The sequence below is a fragment of the Methylophilales bacterium genome (genome assembly GCA_019823025.1).
Lineage (GTDB): Bacteria > Pseudomonadota > Gammaproteobacteria > Burkholderiales > Methylophilaceae > BACL14.
In genome coordinates this window covers 464,714-489,566 of the sequence record CP081940.1, presented here as the reverse complement: position 1 = coordinate 489,566, position 24,853 = coordinate 464,714, and the positions used below count along the sequence as shown (strand labels likewise).

The 24,853-nt window shown below is 35.2% G+C and carries 26 protein-coding genes and 3 tRNA genes; 20 read left to right on the top strand and 9 right to left on the bottom strand.

Going from position 1 to position 24,853, the window contains the following annotated elements; all coding sequences use genetic code 11:
- Positions 1-11 precede the first annotated feature (11 nt).
- From K6112_02575 to xseA, 3 genes are read right to left on the bottom strand one after another with little or no spacing between them, the layout of a single operon-like run.
- Positions 12-842 (bottom strand): M48 family metallopeptidase, encoded by an 831-nt coding sequence (locus tag K6112_02575; GenBank protein ID QZP18242.1) that lies wholly within the window; start codon positions 840-842, stop codon positions 12-14.
- Positions 842-2,722 carry a potassium transporter Kup gene (locus tag K6112_02570; GenBank protein ID QZP18241.1) on the bottom strand — a complete coding sequence of 627 codons (1,881 nt, stop codon included), beginning with the start codon at positions 2,720-2,722 and terminating at the stop codon, positions 842-844. The genes K6112_02575 and K6112_02570 overlap by 1 nt, the downstream gene beginning before the upstream one ends.
- Positions 2,715-3,941 (bottom strand): exodeoxyribonuclease VII large subunit, encoded by a 1,227-nt coding sequence (xseA, locus tag K6112_02565; GenBank protein QZP18240.1) that lies wholly within the window; start codon positions 3,939-3,941, stop codon positions 2,715-2,717. Before xseA ends, K6112_02570 begins: the two co-directional genes overlap by 8 nt.
- Positions 3,942-3,997: 56 nt before the next feature.
- On the opposite strand from xseA, the gene K6112_02560 reads away from it, so the two are divergent.
- The 9 genes from K6112_02560 to K6112_02520 all read left to right on the top strand — a co-directional run bounded on the left by K6112_02560 (position 3,998) and on the right by K6112_02520 (position 11,709).
- The gene (locus tag K6112_02560) at positions 3,998-4,489 is read left to right on the top strand and encodes a disulfide bond formation protein B (protein ID QZP18239.1); all 492 of its coding nucleotides are present in this window, start codon (positions 3,998-4,000) and stop codon (positions 4,487-4,489) included.
- A gap of 2 nt (positions 4,490-4,491) precedes the next feature.
- The gene (gene cysM / locus K6112_02555) at positions 4,492-5,379 is read left to right on the top strand and encodes a cysteine synthase CysM (protein QZP18238.1); all 888 of its coding nucleotides are present in this window, start codon (positions 4,492-4,494) and stop codon (positions 5,377-5,379) included.
- Positions 5,380-5,382: 3 nt separating this feature from the next.
- On the top strand, positions 5,383-6,156 hold the full coding sequence (locus tag K6112_02550; GenBank protein QZP18237.1) for a 3'-5' exonuclease: 774 nt from the start codon (positions 5,383-5,385) through the stop codon (positions 6,154-6,156).
- A gap of 58 nt (positions 6,157-6,214) precedes the next feature.
- Positions 6,215-7,645 carry an ABC transporter substrate-binding protein gene (locus K6112_02545; GenBank protein QZP18236.1) on the top strand — a complete coding sequence of 477 codons (1,431 nt, stop codon included), beginning with the start codon at positions 6,215-6,217 and terminating at the stop codon, positions 7,643-7,645.
- Positions 7,626-8,129 carry a L,D-transpeptidase gene (locus K6112_02540; GenBank protein ID QZP18235.1) on the top strand — a complete coding sequence of 168 codons (504 nt, stop codon included), beginning with the start codon at positions 7,626-7,628 and terminating at the stop codon, positions 8,127-8,129. The genes K6112_02545 and K6112_02540 overlap by 20 nt, the downstream gene beginning before the upstream one ends.
- Before the next feature lie 2 nt (positions 8,130-8,131).
- Positions 8,132-9,037 (top strand): ABC transporter permease, encoded by a 906-nt coding sequence (locus K6112_02535; GenBank protein ID QZP18234.1) that lies wholly within the window; start codon positions 8,132-8,134, stop codon positions 9,035-9,037.
- A gap of 4 nt (positions 9,038-9,041) precedes the next feature.
- Complete coding sequence (locus K6112_02530) at positions 9,042-9,830, top strand: ABC transporter permease (protein ID QZP18233.1); 789 nt, start codon at positions 9,042-9,044, stop codon at positions 9,828-9,830.
- Positions 9,831-9,861: 31 nt separating this feature from the next.
- A complete protein-coding gene (nagZ, locus tag K6112_02525; GenBank protein ID QZP18232.1) occupies positions 9,862-10,884 on the top strand; it encodes a beta-N-acetylhexosaminidase in 1,023 nt (340 codons plus the stop codon).
- A 138-nt stretch (positions 10,885-11,022) separates the two neighbouring features.
- Positions 11,023-11,709 carry a Bax inhibitor-1/YccA family protein gene (locus tag K6112_02520; GenBank protein ID QZP18231.1) on the top strand — a complete coding sequence of 229 codons (687 nt, stop codon included), beginning with the start codon at positions 11,023-11,025 and terminating at the stop codon, positions 11,707-11,709.
- A 33-nt stretch (positions 11,710-11,742) separates the two neighbouring features.
- Here the strand turns inward: K6112_02520 and tadA are convergent, their stop codons facing one another.
- Positions 11,743-12,216 (bottom strand): tRNA adenosine(34) deaminase TadA, encoded by a 474-nt coding sequence (tadA, locus tag K6112_02515; protein QZP18230.1) that lies wholly within the window; start codon positions 12,214-12,216, stop codon positions 11,743-11,745.
- A 112-nt stretch (positions 12,217-12,328) separates the two neighbouring features.
- On the opposite strand from tadA, the gene K6112_02510 reads away from it, so the two are divergent.
- Both K6112_02510 and K6112_02505 read left to right on the top strand, forming a co-directional pair.
- Entirely contained in the window at positions 12,329-12,925 is a 597-nt protein-coding gene (locus tag K6112_02510; GenBank protein ID QZP18466.1) for a nitroreductase family protein, read from the top strand.
- 2 nt (positions 12,926-12,927) lie between these two features.
- Positions 12,928-13,308 (top strand): thioredoxin family protein, encoded by a 381-nt coding sequence (locus tag K6112_02505; protein QZP18229.1) that lies wholly within the window; start codon positions 12,928-12,930, stop codon positions 13,306-13,308.
- On the opposite strand, the gene K6112_02500 is transcribed toward K6112_02505, so the two are convergent.
- From K6112_02500 to purB, 5 genes are read right to left on the bottom strand one after another with little or no spacing between them, the layout of a single operon-like run.
- Positions 13,301-14,167 (bottom strand): peptidoglycan DD-metalloendopeptidase family protein, encoded by an 867-nt coding sequence (locus K6112_02500; protein QZP18228.1) that lies wholly within the window; start codon positions 14,165-14,167, stop codon positions 13,301-13,303. The two genes, K6112_02505 and K6112_02500, sit on opposite strands and share 8 nt — an antisense overlap.
- Positions 14,168-14,170: 3 nt before the next feature.
- The gene (surE, locus tag K6112_02495; GenBank protein ID QZP18227.1) at positions 14,171-14,911 is read right to left on the bottom strand and encodes a 5'/3'-nucleotidase SurE; all 741 of its coding nucleotides are present in this window, start codon (positions 14,909-14,911) and stop codon (positions 14,171-14,173) included.
- The gene (locus K6112_02490; GenBank protein QZP18226.1) at positions 14,911-15,261 is read right to left on the bottom strand and encodes a DUF2069 domain-containing protein; all 351 of its coding nucleotides are present in this window, start codon (positions 15,259-15,261) and stop codon (positions 14,911-14,913) included. Before K6112_02490 ends, surE begins: the two co-directional genes overlap by 1 nt.
- On the bottom strand, positions 15,240-15,833 hold the full coding sequence (wrbA, locus tag K6112_02485) for an NAD(P)H:quinone oxidoreductase (protein QZP18225.1): 594 nt from the start codon (positions 15,831-15,833) through the stop codon (positions 15,240-15,242). The genes K6112_02490 and wrbA overlap by 22 nt, the downstream gene beginning before the upstream one ends.
- Positions 15,834-17,198 carry an adenylosuccinate lyase gene (purB, locus tag K6112_02480; GenBank protein ID QZP18224.1) on the bottom strand — a complete coding sequence of 455 codons (1,365 nt, stop codon included), beginning with the start codon at positions 17,196-17,198 and terminating at the stop codon, positions 15,834-15,836.
- A gap of 166 nt (positions 17,199-17,364) precedes the next feature.
- On the opposite strand from purB, the gene K6112_02475 reads away from it, so the two are divergent.
- From K6112_02475 to K6112_02435, 9 genes are all read left to right on the top strand, one after another.
- Entirely contained in the window at positions 17,365-19,920 is a 2,556-nt protein-coding gene (locus K6112_02475) for a bifunctional aconitate hydratase 2/2-methylisocitrate dehydratase (GenBank protein QZP18223.1), read from the top strand.
- Positions 19,921-19,928: 8 nt separating this feature from the next.
- On the top strand, positions 19,929-20,558 hold the full coding sequence (locus K6112_02470) for a uracil-DNA glycosylase (protein QZP18222.1): 630 nt from the start codon (positions 19,929-19,931) through the stop codon (positions 20,556-20,558).
- Between the two features lie 2 nt (positions 20,559-20,560).
- Positions 20,561-20,740: a 4-oxalocrotonate tautomerase family protein gene (locus K6112_02465; GenBank protein QZP18221.1), complete on the top strand. Its 180-nt coding sequence runs from the start codon at positions 20,561-20,563 to the stop codon at positions 20,738-20,740.
- Positions 20,741-20,742: 2 nt separating this feature from the next.
- Positions 20,743-22,542, top strand: coding sequence for an excinuclease ABC subunit UvrC (gene uvrC / locus K6112_02460; protein QZP18220.1), 1,800 nt, complete (start codon positions 20,743-20,745; stop codon positions 22,540-22,542).
- Between the two features lie 21 nt (positions 22,543-22,563).
- Positions 22,564-23,124: a CDP-diacylglycerol--glycerol-3-phosphate 3-phosphatidyltransferase gene (pgsA, locus tag K6112_02455; GenBank protein ID QZP18465.1), complete on the top strand. Its 561-nt coding sequence runs from the start codon at positions 22,564-22,566 to the stop codon at positions 23,122-23,124.
- A gap of 71 nt (positions 23,125-23,195) precedes the next feature.
- A tRNA-Gly gene (locus K6112_02450) sits at positions 23,196-23,271 on the top strand.
- Positions 23,272-23,318: 47 nt separating this feature from the next.
- A tRNA-Cys gene (locus K6112_02445) sits at positions 23,319-23,392 on the top strand.
- A 290-nt stretch (positions 23,393-23,682) separates the two neighbouring features.
- Positions 23,683-24,396 carry an outer membrane beta-barrel protein gene (locus K6112_02440; GenBank protein ID QZP18219.1) on the top strand — a complete coding sequence of 238 codons (714 nt, stop codon included), beginning with the start codon at positions 23,683-23,685 and terminating at the stop codon, positions 24,394-24,396.
- 274 nt (positions 24,397-24,670) lie between these two features.
- Positions 24,671-24,757, top strand: a tRNA-Leu gene (locus K6112_02435).
- Positions 24,758-24,853 lie beyond the last annotated feature (96 nt).

The window sequence follows — 24,853 nt, the reverse complement described above, 5'->3', positions numbered from 1 at the left end:
AAGGCCCTGAATTAATTAATTTTGTTTTCCTTATAAAGCTTTTCATATTTTTTTGCCTCAATCTGGAGGTCTTGAATTCTATTTTCATTCGACGGATGGGTACTTAAAAATTCAGGGGGCTGAGATTCAGATTGTGCATCCATTTTTCGCCATAGGCTGACCGCTGCCATTGGGTTGTAACCTGCAAGAGCGGTTAACTCAAGACCCATATCATCAGCCTCTCTTTCCTGTTCTCTGCTATTAGGTAGGGCAAAAAATAATGTGGTTCCCAAAGCCACCCCCTGAAGGATGGCTTGCTTAGAAATAAAGCTCCCATCTTGATTGCTAAGAAATATCGCAAACCCTAAGATTCCTACTTGTTGGACTAGTGCAGATGACATTCTTTCTCTTCCATGCTCTCTTAGTGCATGTGCTATCTCATGACCAATAACGGCAGCGAGCTCATCATCAGTTGCATCTAATTTATTGATAAGGCCTGAGTAAACTACTATTTTTCCACCTGGCATGCAAAAGGCATTAATTAACTCGCTATCAATAACATTGATTTCCCAATTCCAATCCTGGGCGTCTTCTCTAAAAATATATGTTTGGTTTATTAAGTTATATGATATCTCCCTTACTCTTTCGACTTGTATGGTATCTGTATTTAAAATACCATCCTTATTTGCATTATCAAGAATCTCAGTGTAACCACTCTGGGACATATTCATAGCCATGTATTCAGGAAGAATCATCAATTGAATTCGATCTACGTCTGAATCAGATTTCTTTGTTGTCGAAGTGCAGCCAAAGAAAATCGTTAAAATAGTGAATGCAATATAAATATTTCTTTTATATTTCATTAAAAGACAACCTTACTCCCTAGCTCAACGACTCTATTAACTGGTAAGTTAAATTGATTAGTGATATTTTCTGACGTCCTAAACTGGTAAGAGAAAATAGTTTTTCTAAAGAAATTCATCTCTTTGCCTGATCTAATAACTAGACTCTCTTTACCCACAAAATATGAGGTATCCATTGGGTCTAAGGTAATGGTTCCTTTAAGATTTCTTGCCAAGTCCTGCGGTATTTTTGTAAGGTCTTTATAGCCGTAATTAAGAATAACTTTATAAAAATTATTAGGGAGTTTCTTTATAGAAATAATATTTTTTTTATCTGCATGAGGGTAGCCCTTAAATTTCACTGATAATAAGATGACTCGCTTATGAAGGACTTTATTGTGCTTTAAATTATGAAGTAATGAGTGTGGAACGCCATCAGGGTTCGGGGTCAAGAAAACTGCGGTGCCATCGACCCGTGCTTTTATATTTTTTTTCATTTCTTTAAAAAAATAATCAATCTCCATAGTTTCATTCTTAGTTTTTTTAAATAAAATTTTTCTACCTTTTTTCCAAGTTGAAATTAGAAAGACAAAAATAATCCCAACTAAAAGCGGGAACCATCCACCAGATGGTACTTTAATAATATTTGATAAGAAGAAAATAACATCTATTGTTAAAAAGATAGCTAGGAAGGCCAGCGTATATCTCCATTTCCATTTCCATATTTCGTGCATCACAAAGCCTGCAAGGATAGTGGCTATTATCATATCAAGGGTAATCGCAATTCCGTAGGCATTTGCAAGAGCACTTGAACTTTGAAATATCGCTACCACACTCATAACTCCAATCATCAACATCCAATTTACCCTTGGTAAATAAATTTGACCTTGTTGATCTTCAGAGGTGTGGTCAATTCTCATTCGCGGGATAAAGCCAAGCTGCAATGCTTGCCTCGAGACAGAAAATGCTCCGGTAATACATGCCTGAGAAGCAATAATTGTGGCAACTGTTGCCATAATGACGAGTGGGAGTGTCATCCATTCTGGTGCCATCAGATAGAAAGGGTTCTTTATTGTACTTGGATCACTTAAGATCAGCGCACCCTGACCAAAGTAATTGATAGTTAAGGCCGGAAATACAAAGCTGAACCATGTTACCTTGATTGGATTCCTTCCAAAATGTCCCATGTCAGCGTAAAGAGACTCTACCCCGGTAACACATAATACGACCGCGCCAAGCGTTATGAATGCTATAGAAAATTGTGATGAAAAAAAGTTGAAGGCATACACTGGGTTGAGAGCTAACAATACGGATGGCTCTTGAATAATGTTATAGATACCAAGCATCGTTAATACTAAAAACCATACAAGCATAACTGGCCCAAACATAAAACCTACCGCACCCGTGCCTTTACTCTGCGTCCAAAATAATCCAAAGATAATAATGAGCGTGATGGGCACAATATACTCACTAAAAGCGGGCGTTATTAGTTCGATACCTTCTATTGCAGAAATGACTGATATTGCCGGAGTGATCATGGCATCTGCATAAAACATGGCGGCACCCAGCATCCCGATAGAGATGATTATCAATTTTTTTCTTTTGGTTTTTGCATTTCGAGTGGCAAGGGAGAGCAACGCCATAATACCGCCTTCTCCATTATTATTTGCTCGCATAATGAAGAGAATATATTTAATAGAAACGATTGAAATTAAAGACCAAAAGATAAGTGACAAAATGCCGAGCATATTGGAATTGGTGAGCGTTAATATATTGTTATTTATCGCAAATATTTCTTTTATTGCGTAGAGTGGGCTTGTTCCAATATCCCCAAACACAACCCCAAGGGCACCCAAACAAAGGACTAAGAACTTTGAATCCTGATTATTTTTTTTATCCATTTGTTTTATCAGTTACTGAAGTATTAACTAGACCGTGATGTAACTTAATTTTGATCTTATCATTCAAAGAAATATCCTCCACATTCGTAATAGCCTTATTATTTTCACTGAACGCTATAGCGTATCCTCTTGATAATATCTCATCAGGATTTAGTAGGATTAAGCTTTGTTCCAATGATTCAACTTTATTTTGATACATCTCTAGATACCTTAGCATTGAAGTTTGAATTCTTTTTGATAAGTTTTCAATGAGTATATTTTGAGTTTTGATTTTTTCCTGTGGGGACAGTAATCTTTTTTCATATTGGTCAATTATCTGATGTATCTCATGGAATTTATTCTGCATAATTTGGAAAAGATCTTGTTGAAAAGAGGCAAGATTTTCAAAAAATAAGGATAACTCACTACTGACTATCTCTGCAGCGGCTGTTGGGGTTGGAGCTCTTAAATCAGCAATAAAATCAGCTATCGTGAAATCTGTTTCATGTCCAACAGCAGAAATTGTCGCTATGTTTGATGAGGCTATTGCTCTAACAACTTTTTCATCATTAAAGGACCATAGGTCTTCAATTGAACCACCACCGCGAGCAATAATTAATACATCGACCTCGTTTCTTATATTTGCAGATTGAATGGCACTGATAATATTCTCTATGGATGCAGGCCCTTGAACTTGTGTGGGGTAGATGATGATATTGATATATCTATTTCGCCTGTTAATTGTACTTATAATATCTTTAATCACAGCACCACTTTCTGATGAAATGACCCCAATTGTTTTTATAGAGTCAGGGATACTTTTTTTATTTTTTTCATCAAACAAACCTTCTTTTTCTAATTTTGTTTTTAATAGTTGAAAGGCTTCGAATAGTTCACCCAGGCCAGATTTTTGAATTTTATTTACATTTAATTGGTACTCACCTCTAGCTTCATAGAGGCTTATATCACAGTGTATTTCAACAAGATCTCCATCCTTTACATCCCAATTAACAAAATTATTTTTACCTCTAAACATAGTACACCTGACTTGGGAGGTATTGTCCTTGATTGTGAAGTACCAATGCCCCGAGCTGGCCTTAGTAAAATTTGATATTTCGCCTTTAATCCAGACCGAATCAAAACTATCTGTTAAAACTTTTTTTACAAGTCGATTGATTTCAGAGACTGAGAAAATTTTTGGTTCATCAGAAATAAAGTCGTTTATGATAGGAGTATTCAAAATATTCTCATTTAATGAGTTAACATTATAGGACTTTTACTGAAAATTTTAAATATATGAAATTTAATTTATCTTTCAAAGCGACTAATCTTTTAGCTGCATTATTTTCTTTTTTTCTCGTTGTTGCGGCGCTCTACATTCAGGAAAGGTTTCAATTAGAACCCTGCCCACTCTGCATTACCCAGAGAATTATATTTATTGTCGCTGGAGGCGCATTCTTTTTCTTTAGCTTCTTTAACCCTCTTAAGATAATCAAAATTTTTCATCTGATAGCGTTACTTTTGATCAACATTACGGGAGTAGTTTTTTCCGTGAGACATATTTTAATTCAGAGCAAAATAATTTCTGTCCCAGCCGAGTGTGGGTTAGATCTAGATTATATGTTCGATAGTTTTCCATTGTCAGAAGCCTTCGAATTGCTTTTCAGGGGAGCTGGTGACTGTTCTTCAATCGACTGGACGTTATTTGGTATAACCTTGCCACAATTAGCTTTACTGAACTACCTATTGTTTATCTTGGTGGCAATTTATATTTATAAAAAATATTAAAAATGAAAAATACACTTGAAGCAACAATTGGAAATACACCTCTTGCAAAAATCAAAAGACTGAGTGATATAAAAGGTGGCGAGATATATCTTAAGCTAGAGGGCAATAACCCTGCAGGCTCAGTTAAAGATAGACCTGCTTTTTTTATGATCAATGAAGCTGAATTGTCTGGAAAAATTAAGCCGGGGGATACACTGATTGAAGCAACATCTGGTAATACGGGTATTGCGCTAGCGATGGTGGCGGCCATGAGAGGATATAAAATGGTACTAATAATGCCTGAAAATCAATCAATTGAGAGAAGACAAACGATGAAGGCTTTTGGCGCAGAAATTATCCTTACCTCTCAGGAAGGAAGTATGGAGTTAGCAAGGGATACGGCACTTGGCATGCAAAAAAAAGGAATGGGTATTGTTTTAGATCAGTTTGGTAATACCAATAATCCTAAGGCACATTATGAGGGAACAGGGCCAGAAATTTGGCGTGATACAAACAAAAAGGTGACCCACTTTATTTCAAGTATGGGCACGACAGGAACCATCGTGGGTACTTCAAAATTTTTAAAAGAAAAAAATAAGAACATTCAAATTATTGGCGTCCAACCAGAAGAGGGCGCACAAATACCAGGAATAAGGAAGTGGCCAAAAGAGTATTTACCATCAATTTTTTCAGATGATAATATCGACGAAATTGTAAACGTTTCTCAGAAAAATGCCGAAGATACTGCTAGAAATCTTGCAAAAAAAGAGGGAATTTTTTCTGGTGCATCAACAGGGGGGGCACTTTTTGTAGCATTGCAAATAGCCAAGAAAAACCCTAATTCACATATTGTTTCAATCGCCTGTGATCGGGGTGACAGATATCTTTCAACTGGAATATTTCCTAAATAAATTTTGATTCCAACCCTTATATTTGATTTAGAAACAATCCCTGATATTAAAAGTATTAGGCGTTTATACAATTTAGATGAAACCCTGTCTGATTTCGATGTAGTGAATATTGCTAATTTTAAGAGGCGGCAGAAAGTTGGGCATGATTTCTTGCCGGTGCACCTGCATCAAGTGGTTGCAATCTCTTGCGTACTAAAAACAGATGATAGGTTAGAAGTATGGACGCTTGGCAATGAAGAAACTGATGAGGCGGGAATTTTAAAGCATTTTTTTGAAGGTTTGGATAAATATTCTCCAAACTTAGTATCCTGGAATGGGAGTGGCTTTGATTTACCAGTCTTAAATTACCGAATGCTTGCTAATAAAATTTCATCAGAAATTTATTTTGATACCGGTGAAAATTATTCTGAATTTAAATGGAATAATTATATGAGTAGATATCATCGAAGGCACCTCGATCTGATGGATACTTTAGCTATGTTTAATGGGAGAAATAACGCGTCATTAAATGAAATATGTAAGGTTTATGGCTTTCCTGGAAAGCTTGATATGGATGGAGGTAAGGTCTGGGAGGCATTTTTAAATGGGGACTTAGCATCGATAAGAAATTACTGTGAGACCGACGTTGCCAACACATATTTAGTTTATTTGAGGTACTTATTGTCAAAAAAAGAATTAACATCTAACGCTTATGAGTTTGAAATAGATCAATTTAGAAACGCTATTAGCAATTACAAAAAATCTCATTGGGATAATTTTTTAAAAGCATGGGCATGAAATTTGAATTTAAAAATTTTTTAAAAAATATAACCTAGTGTTAAATCTATTACAAAAAATGAGCCTACATTTTCTGTTGGCTTTTTTGTTGCTTGGTTGTGCTGAAAATTTTGATGAGGATGAAATTAGATTTGGGATAGCCCAAAAACCCCAACAACTTGACCCAAGATTTCAATCAGATGCTGCATCAAAAAAATTATCCTACCTAATTTATACATCCTTCATCTATCTAGACGATGAGTTCCTCCCAAGATCAAATGTCGTTACGTTTAAGAAAAAAAATAACCTTCAATATGCTTTTCAGTTAAAGAAAGACTTACCGAGTTTTAGCGGAGGGGGCACCTTAAATATTAACGATATAATAGCTACCATTTCAAATTTAAAAGATCTTTCCACATCACCCTATTATCAACAACTTAAAAATATAAAGTCCATCGAAAAGGTATCAGATAATATTTTTCACATCCATCTTTTTAAAAATGAACCCAATTTCTTATCACAGCTTAATTTTTTTATTCTTCCTGAAAAATTATTAAAGGAAAATCATAACTTTTCTGTTAATCCAGCGGGATCAGGTATTTTTAAAATGATAGAGAGCTCCCCAAACATCAAACTAGTTAGACGCAAAGATGATCAAAGGATTAATTTAATTGAAATTAAAGATCCTACGGTACGGTTATTAAAACTAATAAATGGAGAAATAGATTTAATACAAAATGACCTTCCTTTTGAAATGATAAAAGTGATTCAAGATAATAAAAATTTAAATGTGATATCTAGTTTTGGATCAAACGTTTCCTACGTTGGATTTAATTTTAAGGATAAGTACCTTAAAAATATTCAATTTCGGAGGGCGCTATTATTGGCTATAAACCAAAGAGAGATCCTAGAGTTTTTTTTACCAGAAAAATCAAGACTTTCTCAGCAAATTCTCCCTCCTGAGCATTGGGCCAGTATCGATATAACAGATGATAACTATGATCCTAATGAGGCAAGAAAATTAATCTCACAGATGGATATAACAAAACCAATAAAATTGATTTTAAAGACATCTACTGACCCATTTAGAGTAAAGATTGCAACAATTATCCAAAAACAACTAAAGGATGTTGGTATTGATTTAGAGATAAAGTCATTAGATTGGGGTACTTTTTTCAGGGACATCCAGTCAGGTAATTTTCAGCTATATACATTAACTTGGGTGGGCATCACTAATCCTGATATCTATTTTAAAATTTTTTCTTCAACTCAATTACCGCCTGTAGGGCTTAATAGGGGTCAGTATATAAATAAAAGGATGGATCAACATTTATCAGAGGCAATAGAAAAAAATGTTTGGAATAAGGTAATATTAAAAGCTTATCGAGATACGGGGCTTATTCCATTATGGTATGAGGGTGGATTTGCTGCTTTTAGAAAAAACATCTCAAATTATAAACTTTCATTTGATGGTAGCTGGAATGGATTAGATGGGATTAAAAAAAATTAATAGCACATATGTCGATGTCTCAATAAAAAAACAGAATTTATCTTTTTTTGATAAAGGCATCCTAATGAAACGCTTTTCAATTTCCACAGCAAAAAGAGGTGTTGGCCAACAAAAGGATAGCTTTAAAACACCTCTAGGAAAGCATATTGTAAGAGCTAAAATAGGGGATACACTTCCTATATTTACGGTTTTTTCAGCTCGAAGACCAACAAATGAAATTTGGACTGCCGAATCTTATCTATCCGAACCTCAAAAAGATTGGATATTATCAAGAATTATTTGGTTATCAGGGTGTGAGGTGGGCTTTAACCGCTTAGGGGATGTTGATACGATGCAAAGGTACATCTATATTCATGGTACTCCCTATGAGAAAGACCTAGGACATCCTATCTCTGAGGGATGCATTAGAATGGGCAATAGGGATGTCATTGAACTTTTTAATCTTGTATCGCTGGGAACTAGTGTCTTTATTAATGAGAATTAATTTTGCTTAAGCTTCTCTTGACAAGTGTTTGCCAAATTTTTGGTATTTTTCTCATAACTTTTTTAATACTTCACCTTATTCCTGGTGACCCTGTCTTGGTTATGATGGGGGAGTCGTCTTCATTGACAGACCAAGAAAAATTAAGAAGTGAGCTAGGTCTAGATAAGTCAATTATTGAACAAATAATCAATTCAATTGGCCAGTTAGCTCAGGGTAATTTTGGGACATCAATCCTAACTAATATGCCAATTAAACCTCAATTATTAGATGCCATGAAGAACACCTACACTCTTGCTTCTTTGGCTTTAGGCATTGCCATTTTTTTTGGTTTCATAGGTGGTATTCTGGCAGCCAAATTTCATGGGAGTTATATTGATAGGTGCATCACTAACGTTAGTTTATTTTTTATCTCTATTCCTCATTTTTTTCTCGGGCCATTATTAATTTTAATGATGTCTATTTATTTAGGCTTGCTTCCTGTTAGCGGGATGGAAAGTAAATATGCAATTATTTTGCCAGCCCTTACTCTCTCGCTTGGGCTGCTTGCAGTAATTATTAAAATGACAAGAAACTCTATGCTTGAGATTATTAACTCAGATGTAGTTAGAACAGCAAGAGCAAAAGGGTTAGGTGAGTTAGCAATAACATTGCACCATATGTTTAGGTTGGTTTTGATTCCCTTAATTACTATTATCGGTATGCAGTTTGGTTCATTATTGTCAGGTGCAGTTATTACAGAGACTATTTTTAGCTGGGATGGTTTAGGTAGACTATTAGTTACATCGATTCAAACAAGAGATTATCCAGTAACGCAGGCCTGCATTTTGATTATTGCGTCATCATACGTCTTTATAAATTTTTTAACTGAAGTTGCTTATCGGTTTTTAGATCCAAGAATGAGGCATTAAGGATATGAAGCAAACTGCTATAGCGATAATTTTATTTTGGACTTCCTCGCTTATTTACAAGATTTTGAGCGGCTATGATTCAAGTATTATGCAGGTTGAGGAAATTCTTGCTACCCCAAACTTTACCTACTGGTTTGGTAAGGATGATTTTGGTCGAGATATATATTTTAGGTTAGTTGATGGATTTATTAATTCATTTCTAATTATTTTTTGGGTTACATTTATCTCTAGCATTTCAGGAATATTTATAGGTGTGCTGTCAGGGTACATAGGGGGAAAATTAGATCAGATTATAAAATTCATAACGACCCTTTTTATGTCTTTTCCTGGCATCCTACTTGCAATTGCATTTGCTGCCATTTTGTCTCCAGGAAAATTAAATTTAATTATTGCGCTTTCTATTGGAGGTTGGGTCGGTTATGCAAGGCTAGCAAGGGCACAAACCTTACTCGTTAAAGAGCAAGATTATGTAAAGGCATCGCAGTCAATGGGAAGCACAAAATCAAGAACAATTTTTCACCATATCCTACCTGCATTATCAACTCCTATGATTGTGGAGGCCACTTATGCTGTGGCAGGTTTAATTATTGCTGAAGCAAGCCTCTCATTTCTAGGTCTTGGCTTACAGGCACCTGAGGCTTCTTTGGGAGGGATGATGAGAGATAGTGTTCGCTATCTTCTGGCTTCCCCACATTATGCAATTATTGTTGGTGCAAGCATAATGTCTATGGTCTTTGCGATCAATTTTTTTGGAGATTTTCTTCATAAATTTTGGGGGATTAAGGACAATTGAGAATTTATGCTTTTAACTGGAACAAATTAATATGACATGTCTGATGATTGATATAGGCTCAACTGAGCTTTCTAATAAAGATGAGGAAAGACTGCAGAATAAATTGGTTGGGGGTGTTATTCTTTTTTCAAGAAATTATAAGAATAAAAAACAAATTAAAGCCCTAACAGCCTCAATTAGGAAAATTAAGAAAAATATCCTTATTGCCGTTGACCATGAAGGTGGGCGGGTGCAAAGATTTAGAGAGGAATTTACTGAAATTCCAGATATGGCGCTTCTAGGTCAAATTTATGATGAAAATAAGGCTGAGGGTAAAAGGCTTGCTAAATTATGCGGTCAGCTTATCGCATATGAATTGGGAGCTTGTGATATTGATTTTAGCTTTACACCAGTTCTTGATATAAATTTTGGTACCAGCTCTGTCATTGGGGATCGCTCTTTTCATCAGCATGCTAAGCCAATACTAGACTTAGCATCATCAGTCATGGATGGATTAAGTTCAGGAGGTATGAAAAGTGTAGGCAAGCATTTTCCCGGGCACGGGTTCATCAAGGCTGATACACACCTAGAAAGTGCAAATGATGATAGATCACTTGAGGAAATTCAAGAAAAAGACATGAATATTTTTAAAGAAATGATTAAAAAAAATATTTCAGGTGTTATGCCTTCCCATGTGATTTATTCCAGTTGTGACCAAAAGCCCGCTGGTTTTTCTAAATTTTGGTTAGAAGGGCAGCTAAGAAAAATTTTGAATTTCGAAGGCGCTATTTTTTCAGATGATATGGGCATGAAGGCAGCACAAATTTATGAAAAAGACTTGGTTTCTAGAGTTAGGAAATGCTTGGAGGCAGGTTGTGATATGGTTTTAGTATGCAATCAGGGTGATAATGTGGATAAAGTCCTAAATAAGCTTTTATGGAAACAAGACTCTATCTCAAAAGAGAGGTTATCAAATATGCGACGTGATTATCTTAAAAATAATGAAGGTGATTCAAGTCAATTAAATTTTTGCTATGAAGGTGCTAAAAAAGCCATTAAAGAGCTTAAAAAATAAGAAAAAAAAATTAGATAATTTGAGGCAAATTACTTGAACTTTAGTGATATTGGCCTTATCCTATAAGTGTTACAAATTTTATAAGTGTTACAAATTTTATAAGTGTTACAAATTTTAAATTAAGGATAAATAAATACCATGGCAGATAATTTTAACGTTGCTAGTCAGTCAGTTTCTGAACTTTCAACTAATAAAGTCTTAAGGAATACATACGCACTCTTAGGTTTTTCATTAATACCTACACTCATTGGCGCCCTAATGGGAATGTCAATGAACTTCGGTTTTGCTGCGCAAAGCCCCATTTTATTTTTCATAGTTACATTAGGTGCTATGTTCGGCATGTTTTACTTAATTAGAGCCAATAGAAACAGCAGCTTAGGTGTTGTATTCTTGCTGGGTTTGACCTTCTTAATGGGGATTTTGTTGGGCCCAATCTTACAGGTCGCTTTCAGTTTAAGTAATGGCGGTCAAATTGTTGGATTAGCTGCGGGTGGAACTGCTACGATATTCCTGGTACTTTCAGGTATCGCCACAACAAGCAAAAGAGATTTTTCATTCATGGGTAAATTTCTCATGATAGGGTTGTTGTTACTTATTCTGGCGATGGTCGTAAATATATTCTTTCAGATACCAGCAATGTCACTAGCAATTTCAGGGGTAGCGGTATTAATATTCTCTGGTTTTATTCTATACGATGTGAACAGAATTGTTAGAGGCGGAGAGACAAATTATATTATGGCCACACTAGCGCTTTACCTAAACATCTATAATTTATTTGTTCATCTGTTACATATATTAATGGCACTGATGGGCAATAGAGATTAGTTTTAAGTACTAATTAATTAAAACCGTACATAATCATGTACGGTTTTTTTTTGCTCTTTTTTCTTGGAAAAATTTCTGAATTAAGTCTGCTGACTCTTTGCTTAGAATACCTTTATGGAAATTACAGTGATGATTTAAAGATTTATTAATTGTCAGGTCAATCAAACCTCCACAAACACCTGTTTTAATGTCACTTGCGGCGAAATACACATTCCTTATTCTTGCGTGGAGTATCGCACCTAAACACATTAAACAAGGCTCAAGAGTCACAAATAAATCACAATTAACCAGACGATAATTATTTATTTTTTCTCCAGCTTTTTGTATGGCAACAATTTCAGCATGGGCCGTTGAATCAGATTTATGAATAGACTGATTAAAACCTCTTCCTATAATAGTGTCATCCAAAACAACAACAGCACCGACTGGAATTTCATCAAGTGTTAACCCCTTTTTTGCTTGAGCAAATGCCTCTTGCATAAAAAATTTGTTTTTGTCTGTAATCATTTTATTGAAGATTTCATACGCCCTAAAAAAGTAATATACGCTTTAAATTGAATTATAATTGTCGAAATAACTCGATCATAGAAATAAATTTAAATTTAAAGGTATTTGAATGATAAAAAAAACAGCTGAAACAGAAGTTGAAATTGCTCCTTTAATTTCAGAACGATGGAGCCCTCGAGTGTTTGATCCGGAATTCATCATCGATGAAGGCTCGGTAAAATCAATACTTGAAGCAGCCAGATGGGCACCATCGTGCTTTGGCGATCAGCCATGGAAGTTTATTATTTTTCAAAAAAAAGATGCATTGCAGTGGGTAAATGCTTTGAATTGCTTATCAGTGGGTAATCAAAATTGGGCAATGGATACCTCATTACTTATATGCGTTTGTGCGAATAAAAAATTTAAGCATAATGATAATGAAAATAAATGGTCTCAGTATGATACTGGAGCAGCATCCGAAAATATTTGTCTTCAATCAACATATCTAGGTTTAGCAGCGCATCAGATGGGCGGTTTTGATTCAGATAAAATTAGAAATTTAGCAAATATTCCCGTAGAATTCGATGTTATGTCGTTTATAGCTGTTGGAAAACCTCTTGCTAAAAAATTAATGACTGTTGAGCAAGAAGAGGCAGAGGGATCTGCAAGAAAAAGGCTAAAATTAAACGAGATTTATTTTGAAAATAAATGGGATAACTTTGAGGGGTGAAAATGAGTAACTTTGTAACATTAACAAAAGATAATTTTAAAAAAACTATTGAGGAAAACGAGTTCGTTATCGTTGACTTTTGGGCACCATGGTGTGATCCATGTGTAGAATTTACACCTACCTTTGAAGCTGCGGCTAAAAAAAATAAAGATATTATTTTTGGTATGGTTGATATAGAAAAGGACAAAGAGATAGCTGATTATTTTCAAATTAAGGTAATACCAGGATTGTTAGTCATACGAGAACGTGCCGGTATATTTGCTCATGATGATGGTGAAGTTTCAGCAAAAGCTTTTGATGAGATTATCACTTGGGCTAGAGAATATGATATGTCTACAGTAAAAGATTACTATAAGAGAGAAGACTCAGGACAGATTAATTAAGTTTTGAATTCAGAAATAAGACTGGGTCAATAGATTTACCATTTTCCCTTATTTCAAAATGTAATTTAACACTATCGGTGCCCGTCATTCCCATGGTACCAATAGACTCTCCCGCAATCACACTTTGCCCCTCTTTAACTAGAATTTCTTCTTGGTAGCCATAAACACTTAAAATATTTTTATCATGTTTAATTATTGTCATTCGCCCGTAACCTTCTAACTCCTCTCCTGCGTATATGACTCTTCCTTTCGCAATGGACCTAATTTGTTGCCCAGGGGCACCCAAGAAATCAACACCCTTTTTTTCTGAAGCAGGGTTGAACGCGTTAATGGGTTGTCCATCAGTCGGCCATCCCCATTTTTTATAATTTTGATTAGAAATAACTTTTTTTGTATTTTTTAACGTTTTTTTTGAATAGACTTCTTTGAATGCTTTTGGTCCTTTAACTTCTATTGGGTCACCAAGAATTAACTCAGGTGATGCATCTTGTTCGGTAATAACATCTTCATTGTAGGTAGAAATTTCGACTACATCACTTTTATCTTCAACAACCCTTTCATCAACCTGAGTTTGTATGATGTCAAATCTAATTTGATCACCTTTTTTTACGAAATAAGGTTTCTTGATCCCATTTGCATTGGCTAATGTTTTATAGTCGACAGCACATTTAATACTTATGCTAAATATAGTTTCCCCCTCTTTGACGGTATAAACATCTGGGCACTTTGAAACTTCTTTCTTGGCCTCAACGGGTTTTTCTTCATAACCCCTGTCTACAGGGGCAGGTTTTTGAGCCGCACACCCATAAAGAAGCACTAGGATCCATAAAATTACATTATATTTTAGGTGACGATTCATTAACTATTTAATCCAATTTTTAGTTATTTCAATATTTTTAAAATCAGTAAGGTCTGGATGGATTGGCGATATTGATACAAAATTATTCTTTAATGCATGAAAATCTGTGCCTGGCCCACCGTCATTAGGTTGACCAACCTCACCTATCCAGTACAAAGACTCCTTATCGCTCTGTTTTTTTTCTATTGCTTTCTCAGCAGCATGCCTTTTGCCTAATCGTGTAACCTCAAATCCTTTTAATTCATCATAAGGAATATCAGGAACATTGATATTCAGAAGACTCGCTGACTCATGTTCATTCTCATTATATAACTTAATAAGGTCTGTCGTAACTCTGGCGGCAGTTGAGAAGTTTTTTGGATTCATACCTCCCATAGAAATCGCAAAAGAGGGAATATTAAGAAGATAGCCTTCTATTGCAGCAGCAACCGTTCCAGAATAAATTGTATCATCCCCTAGATTTGGGCCATGGTTGATCCCAGAGACGACCATATCTGGCAATGTTTGCATTAATCCTGTTAAGGCAATATGGACACAATCAGTGGGGGTTCCGTTAAGATAGAAAAATGAATCATTTTCCTTTGTCAATTTAATAGGTTTATCGAGGGAAAGGGAACTGCTTGCCCCACTTCTATTTCTACTTGGCGCTACAACAGTTATTTGAGCAATTGTTTCTAATTCCTTAATTAGAACTCGTATACCTTCAGATTTGTAACCATCATCATTTGAAATCAAAATTCTCATTAATTTTTTTTAACCCTACAAAAAAATATACTGCTGAAAAAGAATAATGTACCCAAAAATATTTGATATGAAGCCATATCTCTAGATACACCCAGTTCACTATAAAATCTTACTATTCCCTCCATGATAAAAAGCCATATAAACATACTGGACCACTGGTAGGTATATCTATTCTTTTTCAAAATACCTGGCAGTGGAATGAGCAGAACTAATGACTTAACTACCATCCAGGAACCATTGGTGTCTAGGGGGTTATAAAAAATTTCCCAAAATAAGTTTAAAAAAATCAAGCCAATTAGGCTGAAAACAGAAAGCAAGTAAAGACAGGTTATTTTGTTATTTGTAGACAAAGTTTGGCTAGTCGCTTCCCGTGAGCAATACAAATTTTCTTTTCATCCTCACTAACTCCCATTTTTTCTTCATAGCCCCTGACATGTGATGACCCGTAAGGTGTTCCTCCAGAAACTGTTCTTGATAACTCAGTGACCGAATAAGGCACTCCCACAAGGATCATCCCCATATGTTGAAGGGGGAGTTGCATAGACAATAAGGTTGATTCATTTCCACCATGCATTGATGCGCTTGAAGTAAATACACCTGCCGGCTTATCCTCTAAGGCCCCCTCAACCCATAAAGGGGTTGCCGTCTCAAGAAAATATTTAATAGGAGAGGCCATGTTACCAAATCGAGTTGGACTCCCAAGAAACAAGCCGTCACAACTCTTTAAATCATCCAGTGTTGCAAATAAAGCACCTGAGTCTGGAATCATATCTTCTGATTTTTCGATATCAGTACTTACTTCAGGAACTGTCCTTATCTTTGCTTCAGCTCCATCGATAGAGTTTATTCCACGCGCAATATAAGATGCTAATTCTTTAACAGCACCCGTCTTTGAATAATAAAGAACTAATACCTCAACCATTTAATTTTTTTTTGCTAACTGTTGAGCAACGCCAATATAGCTATGGGGTGTTAGCTCAAGCAAATAAGATTTATCTTCTTTAGAAATTTTTAAATTTTTGATGAAATGGTGAATTTGGTCTGCAGAAATTTTACCCTTGCCCCGAGTGATATCTTTTAGTTTTTCATAAGAGTTTTCAATCCCATTTTTTCTCATGATGGTTTGGATGGGCTCTGCAAGCACCTCCCATGATTGATTAAGTTCTTCATGAATAATAGATTTATTTACCTCTAGCTTGTTAAGTCCTTTGATACATGAGTTATAGGCAATCAGCCCATAAGAAAAACCTACACCTATATTTCTAAGAACGGTCGAATCTGTCAAGTCTCTTTGCCACCTTGATAGTGGAAGCTTTTCAGCTAAATGACTTAATATTGCATTTGAGAGACCTAGGTTGCCCTCTGAATTTTCAAAATCAATGGGATTTACTTTATGAGGCATCGTGGAGGAACCAATTTCACCTTTGATTACTTTCTGCTTAAAATAACCAAGAGAAATATATCCCCAGATATCTCTATTGAGATCAATTAAAATTGTATTAATTCTTGATACATTCTGAAAGATCTCTGCGATAAAGTCATGTGGCTCAATTTGTGTGGTTAATGGATTATAAGTTAACTTGAGCGAGGCAATGAAGCTCTTTGAAAAAGTGGGCCAGTTTTTTTTAGGGTAGGCTGATAAATGTGCATTGAAATTTCCAACTGCACCATTAATTTTACCTAAAATTTCTTGATTTTTAAGCTGTTTGATTTGTCTTTCTATTCGGTAATTGACATTTGCAAACTCTTTTCCAAGTGTTGTTGGGCTGGCAGTTTGACCATGAGTTCTAGAAAGCATTGGTAGGGCAGCAAATTTTTTAGAATTTGCCCTTAGGATGGCATTAATTTTTTTAATACTTGGTAGGATTGTTTCTGAAAGACCCTCTTTGAGCATCAAGGCATATGCTAAATTATTTACATCCTCAGATGTCAAAGAAAAATGGATAAATTCATTTACCTTATTTAATTTTTTCTTTTTTAGTTGATTTCTTATCCAATATTCAACAGCCTTAACATCATGATTCGTTTTTTTTTCAATTTCCTTTATTGCTTTTGCATCCTTCTCATTAAAATCTAAAAATAGATGATTCAAATACTTTAAGGCTTGTTTTGAAAATTTGGGAAGCTCCTTGATCTCTTTATCATTGCACAGCGCGATTAACCAGAGTATTTCAACTTTGACCCTATTTTTAATTAATCCAAATTCACTAAATACTGGCTTCAAACTTTCCGTTTGTTTGGAATATCTTCCGTCAATGGGTGAAATAGAAGTGATTGCAAAAGACATAAAAAAACCTTTGTTTAACCTGTGTTAACTATTTTAACATCAAATAAAACAATAATTTTTTCTATCATTAATAAATGAAAATGGGAGTTACCTTTTGGGAAATCACCCTTTTTAATTTAAAATCTATGCTACGGACGAATTTCAAATATAAAATCTAAGGGTATCCATGCTTAAATCGTACTTATCGGACGAAGAAAAAAGAATAGAACAAGGCCTGCCTGCGCTTGCATTAACACCTGAACAGACAGCAGACTTAGTAGAACTCCTTAAACAAGATGAATTAGAGCAATCTGAAAAATTGATTGATATTTTTATCAATAAGGTCCCGGCCGGAGTCGATCCAGCAGCTTATATAAAAGCAGCATTTTTGAATGATATAGCAACAAAAAAAATTACGAGTCCTTATATAAGTCCAGAGTACGCTACAGAATTATTATCAACCATGCTTGGTGGTTATAACGTTCAAGCACTTGTTAAGCTGCTTAAGAGCGATCAAGCTGAAGTGGCCGCTGAGTCATTATCAAAAAGTGTGCTCATTTTCGATTCATACTACGACGTTGAAAAACTTCATAATAAAGGCAATAAATATGCAACTAAAGTGCTTAAGTCCTGGGCAGCGGCAGACTGGTTTACAACAAAACCTAAAACACCTAATAAAATTAAAATGATTGTCTTTAAGGCTGATGGAGAAATCAATACTGACGATTTGTCACCTGCACAAGAGGCATGGTCTAGGCCTGATATTCCGCTTCATGCAAAATCTATGCTGTTGAATAAGACTCCAGATATTTTTGATCAAATAAAAAATTTAAAAGGAAAAAACCTCCCCATTGTTTTTGTTGGCGATATTGTTGGAACGGGCTCATCAAGAAAGTCCGCGATCAATTCTCTTCAGTGGCATTTTGGTAAGTCAATTCCTCATGTACCAAACAAAAATACTGAGGGCGTGATATTAGGTGGAAAAATTGCGCCTATTTTCTTTAATACAGCAGAGGACTCAGGTGCGATACCCATTGAATGTGAGGTTTCAAATTTTAAGACAGGAGACATAATAGAAATTGACTTTTCAAAAGGAAAAATTTCTGACGAAAGTAATAATGTCTTATCAAGTTTCGATATCAGACCGAAAACACTCCTTGATGAGGTGAGGGCGGGTGGAAGAGTCTCCCTAATTATTGGTAAAGGGTTAACTGAAAAATCAAGAAATACATTAGGTCTCGGAGCAACAAAAATCTTTATAGAGTCAATAAACAAAGGACAAAAAAAACATGGTTTTACATTAGCCCAGAAGATGGTTGGCAAGGCTTGTGGTGTTGATGGCATCTCCCCCGGGACCTATTGCGAGCCAAAAATAACAACGGTTGGATCACAAGATACTACGGGTGCTATGACTAGAGATGAGCTTAAGGACCTAGCATGCTTAGGGTTTAGTGCTGAATTAGTTATGCAGAGCTTTTGTCATACGGCAGCGTACCCAAAGCCAGTTGACATTGAGCTTCAACACACATTACCTGAATTTATGAGTAGCCGAGGAGGCGTGTCTCTCAAAGCGGGAGATGGAGTAATACATTCATGGCTTAACAGGATGATACTCCCGGACACGGTAGGTACAGGTGGGGATTCACATACCCGTTTCCCTATCGGAATATCTTTCCCTGCAGGCTCAGGTCTAGTCGCATTTGCGGCTGCCATTGGTGTGATACCAATTGATATGCCAGAGTCAGTACTTGTTCGATTTTCTGGTGAAATGCAACCTGGGATTACCTTAAGGGATTTAGTTAATGCAATTCCTTATTATGCGATCCAAGAAAATCAGCTAACAATTGGGAAAAAAGGTAAAAAGAATATCTTTAACGGCAAGATATTGGAGATTGAAGGGTTACCTGACCTAAAGGTTGAGCAAGCTTTTGAGTTTTCTGATGCTTCAGCTGAAAGATCTGCTAACGGCTGTACAGTGAGATTAAATGAAGAACCCATCATCGAATTTTTGCAATCTAATGTTTTCTTAATGGAAAAAATGATCGAAAATGGTTATCAGGATGCAAGAACCTTAAGTCGTAGAATTAATGAAATGAAGGAATGGATTCAAAGTCCGAAACTACTTAAACCAGATGAAGACGCTCAATATGCATATACTTTAAATATAGATTTAAACTCTATAACAGAACCATTAGTTGCCTGCCCAAACGATCCAGACGATATAAAAAAATTATCAGAGGTTGAGTTAAATAAAATTGATGAGGTTTTTATTGGGAGTTGTATGACAAACATTGGCCATTACAGGGCCGCTGGTTTTGTAATGAAAAATGAAGAGAAAGCTGTTAATCAGTTATGGATTGCACCACCGACCAGGATGGATGAGTCGCAACTAAAAAAAGAAGGAATCTATAAGATTTTCGAGCAAGTTGGCGCAAGGACTGAAATACCAGGCTGTAGCCTTTGTATGGGAAACCAGGCAAGAGTTGAGGATAAAGCAACGGTCTTTTCAACCAGCACAAGAAACTTTGATAATAGGATGGGTAAGGATGCCCAAGTGTATCTTGGCTCAGCTGAATTGGCATCTATATGCGCATTGCTAGGTTACATTCCTTCGAAAGAGGAGTATTTGAAGTTTATGAAGGATAAGATAAATAAAGACTCGAGTGAAATTTATAAGTATTTAAATTTTGATCAACTCACTGACTACAACAGTAAATATATAGAGATTGCCCCTGTGAGCTAATTTTTAAAATGAATTATGATGCTAATTGTAATAGATGTGATCGGTTAAATGATTTTCTAAGTGTTTCAAAGAAAAAATACCCAGATTATTTTTGTAAGCCTGTCCCAGCCTTTGGGGATAAAAATATAAAGTTACTCATTGTGGGATTGGCTCCAGGCCTTCATGGAGCGAATAAAACTGGCCGCCCCTTTACGGGTGATCACGCGGGCATCATTTTATATGAAACATTATTTAAGCATGGTCTCTCAAATAAACCGAACTCAAAGGAGAGGAGTGATGGCCTTGAGTTACATAATTGTAGAATTACCAATGCCGTAAAGTGCCTACCCCCCCTCAACAAACCCACAACGCTAGAAATTAAAAATTGCAATCAATTCCTAAAATGCGAGATAGAATTGCTTAAACCTAAAACTATCCTATTAGCGTTAGGAACAATTGCACATAACGCGATTTTATCTGCACTCACCTTAACAAAAAAAAATTTTAGTTTTTCTCATGCCGCTAGGCATGAATTACCAAATGACCTAATTCTTTATGATAGTTACCACTGCAGTCGATATAATACTCAAACAAGGAGATTAACAACTCAAATGTTTAATGATGTTTTTTTATCAATCAAAAAAGAAATGGAGGAATAAAAATGCCATATATAAATGTGAAACTCGCTGGAAAACTTGATAAAAACCAAAAGCAAGAAATAGCGAAGGAAATAACGGATGTAATGCAAAGGGTTGCTAACAAACCAGCATCATATACCTATATCGTATTTGAAGAAGTTGAATCTGAAGATTGGGCAATTGGAGGCAATTTACTGGGTTAGTTTTGAATGATCTAAAAAAAGAGATTAAAAAATTTCCCAGCCTGCCGGGTATATATAGAATGATCAATGATAAAAATGAGATCATTTATATCGGTAAGGCCAAGGATATTAAAAAAAGGGTGAATTCGTATTTTGGAAAGAATCACGCAAGCCCCAGAACAAAAATGATGGTAAGTAATATAAATTCTATTGAATTTACTGTGACAAATACTGAGGCAGAAGCCTTAATTCTTGAGAATAACCTAATTAGAAATCACATGCCAAGATACAATGTTATTTTTAGGGATGACAAATCATATCCTTATTTAAAAATTTCAGGCGACCAGTACCCAAGAATATCATTTCATCGAGGCGTACAAAAAAAAGATCAAAATTATTTTGGGCCTTTTCCAAATTCACCTGCGGTCAGAGATAGCATAAAACTTTTACAAAAAGTTTTTTTATTAAGAACATGTGAAAATTCTGTATTTAAAAATAGATCACGTCCCTGTATGGAACATCAAATTCAAAGATGTTCAGCACCTTGTGTTGATTTAATCTCAGAGGATGACTACAGGGAAGATATTGATCAGGCAATGATGTTTTTAAATGGGAAAGATACTAAGGTAATCAATAGCTTATCTGAAAAGATGAATATTTTTTCAGAAAATAATGAGTTTGAAAGAGCGGCTATTTTCAGAGATAGAATTCAAAGTTTAAGACAAGTCAGACTCAAACAATTTGTAAGTGATTTTAGTGAAAATGATGCTGATATTATTGCAATCGAAGAAAAAGATGGAGTTTTTTGTGTAAATTTAGTGATGATCAGAAATGCTAAGCACCTAGGAGATAAAAGTTTTTTCCCAAAGGGTATAGCAGATAATTCAGACAATAACATTCTAGAAATTTTTATCGCTCAATATTATGATGAAAAGTCACCACCACCTGTCGTTATCATTGAGAAAAAAGTAAACAAGGGCTTACTTGAGAAATTTTTTGAATTAAAAAAATATAAAAAAATTAAAATCATTACTAGGCTAACGAATGAAAAAAGAATGTGGATGGAAATGGCAAAGAAAAATGCATTGATTGCTATAAGCCAAAAAAGTAATGAAACATTAAGCTTTAAAAATAAAATTGAGGCATTTACTCAGTTATTAAATATTCCCTCAAATAAAAATCGAATTGAATGTTTTGATGTCAGCCATATGATGGGTGAGGGGACTGTTGCCTCTTGTGTGGTATTTGATAAAAATGGAATTCAAAAAAAAGATTACCGCCGATATAACATCAAAAATAATAAGCCTGGTGACGATTATGCTGCCATGCAAGAGGTGTTAGAGAGACGGTATAAAAAAATTGTTGATACAGATGGGATAAGACCAGATGTCGTTCTGATTGATGGTGGAAAGGGTCAGCTAGGTATTGCTGTCAAGATTATGAAGCAACTTAGCTTGGATGACATAATCCTGGTAGGGGTAACCAAGGGCGAAAAAAGAAAATCTGGAGCTGAAACATTACACATTGCGAATGGAGATATTTTAGAAAATATCGATATCAATAACATGGGCTTTCAATTAATCATTCAAATACGAGATGAGGCCCATCGATTTGCAATTACAGGCCACAGGGCAAGAAGAAAAAAAGCTCGATTCACCTCCTCATTGGAAGAAATTGAAGGCATAGGACAAACGAAACGAAGAAATTTACTTGTCTACTTTGGTGGAATTCAAGGTATCAAAGAGGCTGATGTTCGAGAGCTATTATTAGTCGAAGGAATTAATGTAAAATTAGCCGAGACTATTTACAATCATTTTCATTAAAGGGCAGATTCATTGAAAATTATTAATGTACCAAATTTACTGACTTTATTTAGGGTAGCCTTAATACCTGTCTTAGTCATTATTTTTTATGTACCTGATAGCACTCTCAGCCTGACGGAAAAAAATATCTTAGGAACTTTTATCTTTTCTTTAGCAGCAATCACAGATTGGCTTGATGGGTATTTAGCGAGAAAATTAAAACAAACATCAAAATTTGGTGCCTTCCTTGATCCAGTGGCTGATAAATTAATTGTGATTACAGCATTGCTTTTGTTATTAGATCTAGGGCGCATTAACTTAGTGATTGCATTAATTATTATTGGTAGAGAATTTACGGTTAGCTCTTTAAGAGAATGGATGGCGCAGTTAGGCAAGTCGCAAAGTATTGCTGTCGCCTTTATTGGCAAATTAAAAACTACCGCACAAATGGCGGCTATTATATTTTTATTATATTTTGAAAATATTGGATTTATTCCGATACAAAAAATAGGAGAAATCTTGATATATCTAGCAGCATTACTGACCGTTATATCGATGTTTTATTATTTGAAAATATCAATAAATGCCGTAAAAAAAATGTAATGGTTATTAAGTTACAATTTTTACTATCATTGACAGTATGCGAAAAATAGCTAAAATACTGCCTTCTGTTTGCGGGAATAGCTCAGCTGGTAGAGCGATACCTTGCCAAGGTATAGGTCGCGAGTTCGAACCTCGTTTCCCGCTCCAATTTTTTGTTAAAAAGGGAATTTATTCCCTTTTTTTGTTTAGTTAGTGGCGCGTTAGCAAAGTGGTTATGCAGAGGCCTGCAAAGCCTTAGACGCCGGTTCGATTCCGGCACGCGCCTCCATTTTAATTGTGGAATTAAGCTAACAGATCTCCAGTATTAATGGTAGACGCAAGGGACTTAAAATCCCAAAATCAAGGCATATCTCCAGTGTTTATGCACCTTCAAGAGCACTAAAAAATTCAAAATGACTCACTCTTGACTCACCGAAACTCCTATTGTTATCTATTCTCACCTGTTAAAAATTCTCGATAAGATTAGTAACAAAACATGTATAATTTGATTAATTAGGATCTTGATAACGACATTTCTTTTACGTTACTCCTTAAACTAAATTTAATGAGAACCTGTCAATGAAAAAAATAAATCTTTTTGTATCACTTATATTTATCTCAACTACAGCGTTCTCTGAAACTCGATCTTTGTTTGAAGGAGCGTATTTAGGTATAGATTTATCAAGAGTCATGTCTTCAGATGAAAAAGGTACTGAGTCGTCTAATGGAGTTTCTTCAGGATATACTTTAGATACTGATTATGACGGAAGCCTATCTTTAGGACTTAAGGGAGGTTATAACTGGCTTGTTTCAGACAAAATAGTATTTGGCTTGGACGCAAGTTTTCATAAATATGATAATGACAAGCACAATGCTACTTGGTATGTGAATGGAGTAATAGATACTCGCTATCCTGAAAGCGCAAAAATTGATAATCGTTTCGATCTAAAAGCAAAATTGGGTTATTTATTTGATAATTCAAAATCTCTTGTATATTTAACCTCAGGTTATTCAAGAATAGATATTGAGCGTACAGACCAAGTTACCGTTGGTGTAGGGGGTGGGCAATTTAACGGAACAGCAACAAACAAGAAACATTCAGATGGTTGGGTTATCGGTTTAGGTGGGGAGCATTTTATTTCTGATAATCTTTCAATGAGTGCAGAATACCTTTATACCAATTATGGTTCCGAAACTGTCGATACTGCATATATGTATGGTGCTGGGGCACAACAACATTACGACTATGATGACCAAACATTACGAATCGGATTGGCTTATTGGTTCAAATAACTTAAAAAGTGTATTTTAAGAAAAAAGAACCTAACGGCTCTTTTTTTTTAGAAAATCTACTAGTAATTTAATCCTTTTACCAACAATAATAATTCTCAAAAGTGAACTAATCTTTACTGATATTGATTAACCATAGTCAAGTAAAACATCCACTCATTTGCTGGGTTATTCAAGCAAATAACAAAAAAATTGTGTCATAAAAATGGCACAAAACATGAAATTAAATGTTCATAAAAATGTGTTAAAATCTCGCCACACCATACTGTTACTGCAAGCCCGGGTGGCGAAATTGGTAGACGCAAGGGACTTAAAATCCCTCGACCTCACGGTCGTGCCGGTTCGATTCCGGCCCCGGGCACCAATTCAATGAAGATAGATAAAGACATAAACGAAATTAAGGTTATTTTAAAAAAAATTCATAATAATTTATTCCTTATATTTTTCATCGTAGCTATAT

Bases quoted from the DNA above. Each gene is read 5' to 3' on its own strand.
- K6112_02440 (QZP18219.1), top strand. From the start codon at position 23,683: ATGAAAAAAATAAATCTTTTTGTATCACTTATATTTATCTCAACTACA.
- purB (QZP18224.1), bottom strand. From the start codon at position 17,198: ATGTCTTTTGCAATCACTTCTATTTCACCCATTGACGGAAGATATTCC.
- K6112_02575 (QZP18242.1), bottom strand. From the start codon at position 842: ATGAAATATAAAAGAAATATTTATATTGCATTCACTATTTTAACGATT.
- tadA (QZP18230.1), bottom strand. From the start codon at position 12,216: ATGATTACAGACAAAAACAAATTTTTTATGCAAGAGGCATTTGCTCAA.
- K6112_02530 (QZP18233.1), top strand. From the start codon at position 9,042: ATGAAGCAAACTGCTATAGCGATAATTTTATTTTGGACTTCCTCGCTT.
- K6112_02520 (QZP18231.1), top strand. From the start codon at position 11,023: ATGGCAGATAATTTTAACGTTGCTAGTCAGTCAGTTTCTGAACTTTCA.
- K6112_02475 (QZP18223.1), top strand. From the start codon at position 17,365: ATGCTTAAATCGTACTTATCGGACGAAGAAAAAAGAATAGAACAAGGC.
- K6112_02560 (QZP18239.1), top strand. From the start codon at position 3,998: ATGAAATTTAATTTATCTTTCAAAGCGACTAATCTTTTAGCTGCATTA.
- wrbA (QZP18225.1), bottom strand. From the start codon at position 15,833: ATGGTTGAGGTATTAGTTCTTTATTATTCAAAGACGGGTGCTGTTAAA.
- cysM (QZP18238.1), top strand. From the start codon at position 4,492: ATGAAAAATACACTTGAAGCAACAATTGGAAATACACCTCTTGCAAAA.
- K6112_02465 (QZP18221.1), top strand. From the start codon at position 20,561: ATGCCATATATAAATGTGAAACTCGCTGGAAAACTTGATAAAAACCAA.
- K6112_02540 (QZP18235.1), top strand. From the start codon at position 7,626: ATGGGATTAAAAAAAATTAATAGCACATATGTCGATGTCTCAATAAAA.
- K6112_02570 (QZP18241.1), bottom strand. From the start codon at position 2,722: ATGGATAAAAAAAATAATCAGGATTCAAAGTTCTTAGTCCTTTGTTTG.
- K6112_02505 (QZP18229.1), top strand. From the start codon at position 12,928: ATGAGTAACTTTGTAACATTAACAAAAGATAATTTTAAAAAAACTATT.
- K6112_02500 (QZP18228.1), bottom strand. From the start codon at position 14,167: ATGAATCGTCACCTAAAATATAATGTAATTTTATGGATCCTAGTGCTT.
- surE (QZP18227.1), bottom strand. From the start codon at position 14,911: ATGAGAATTTTGATTTCAAATGATGATGGTTACAAATCTGAAGGTATA.
- nagZ (QZP18232.1), top strand. From the start codon at position 9,862: ATGACATGTCTGATGATTGATATAGGCTCAACTGAGCTTTCTAATAAA.
- K6112_02470 (QZP18222.1), top strand. From the start codon at position 19,929: ATGAATTATGATGCTAATTGTAATAGATGTGATCGGTTAAATGATTTT.
- K6112_02545 (QZP18236.1), top strand. From the start codon at position 6,215: ATGAGCCTACATTTTCTGTTGGCTTTTTTGTTGCTTGGTTGTGCTGAA.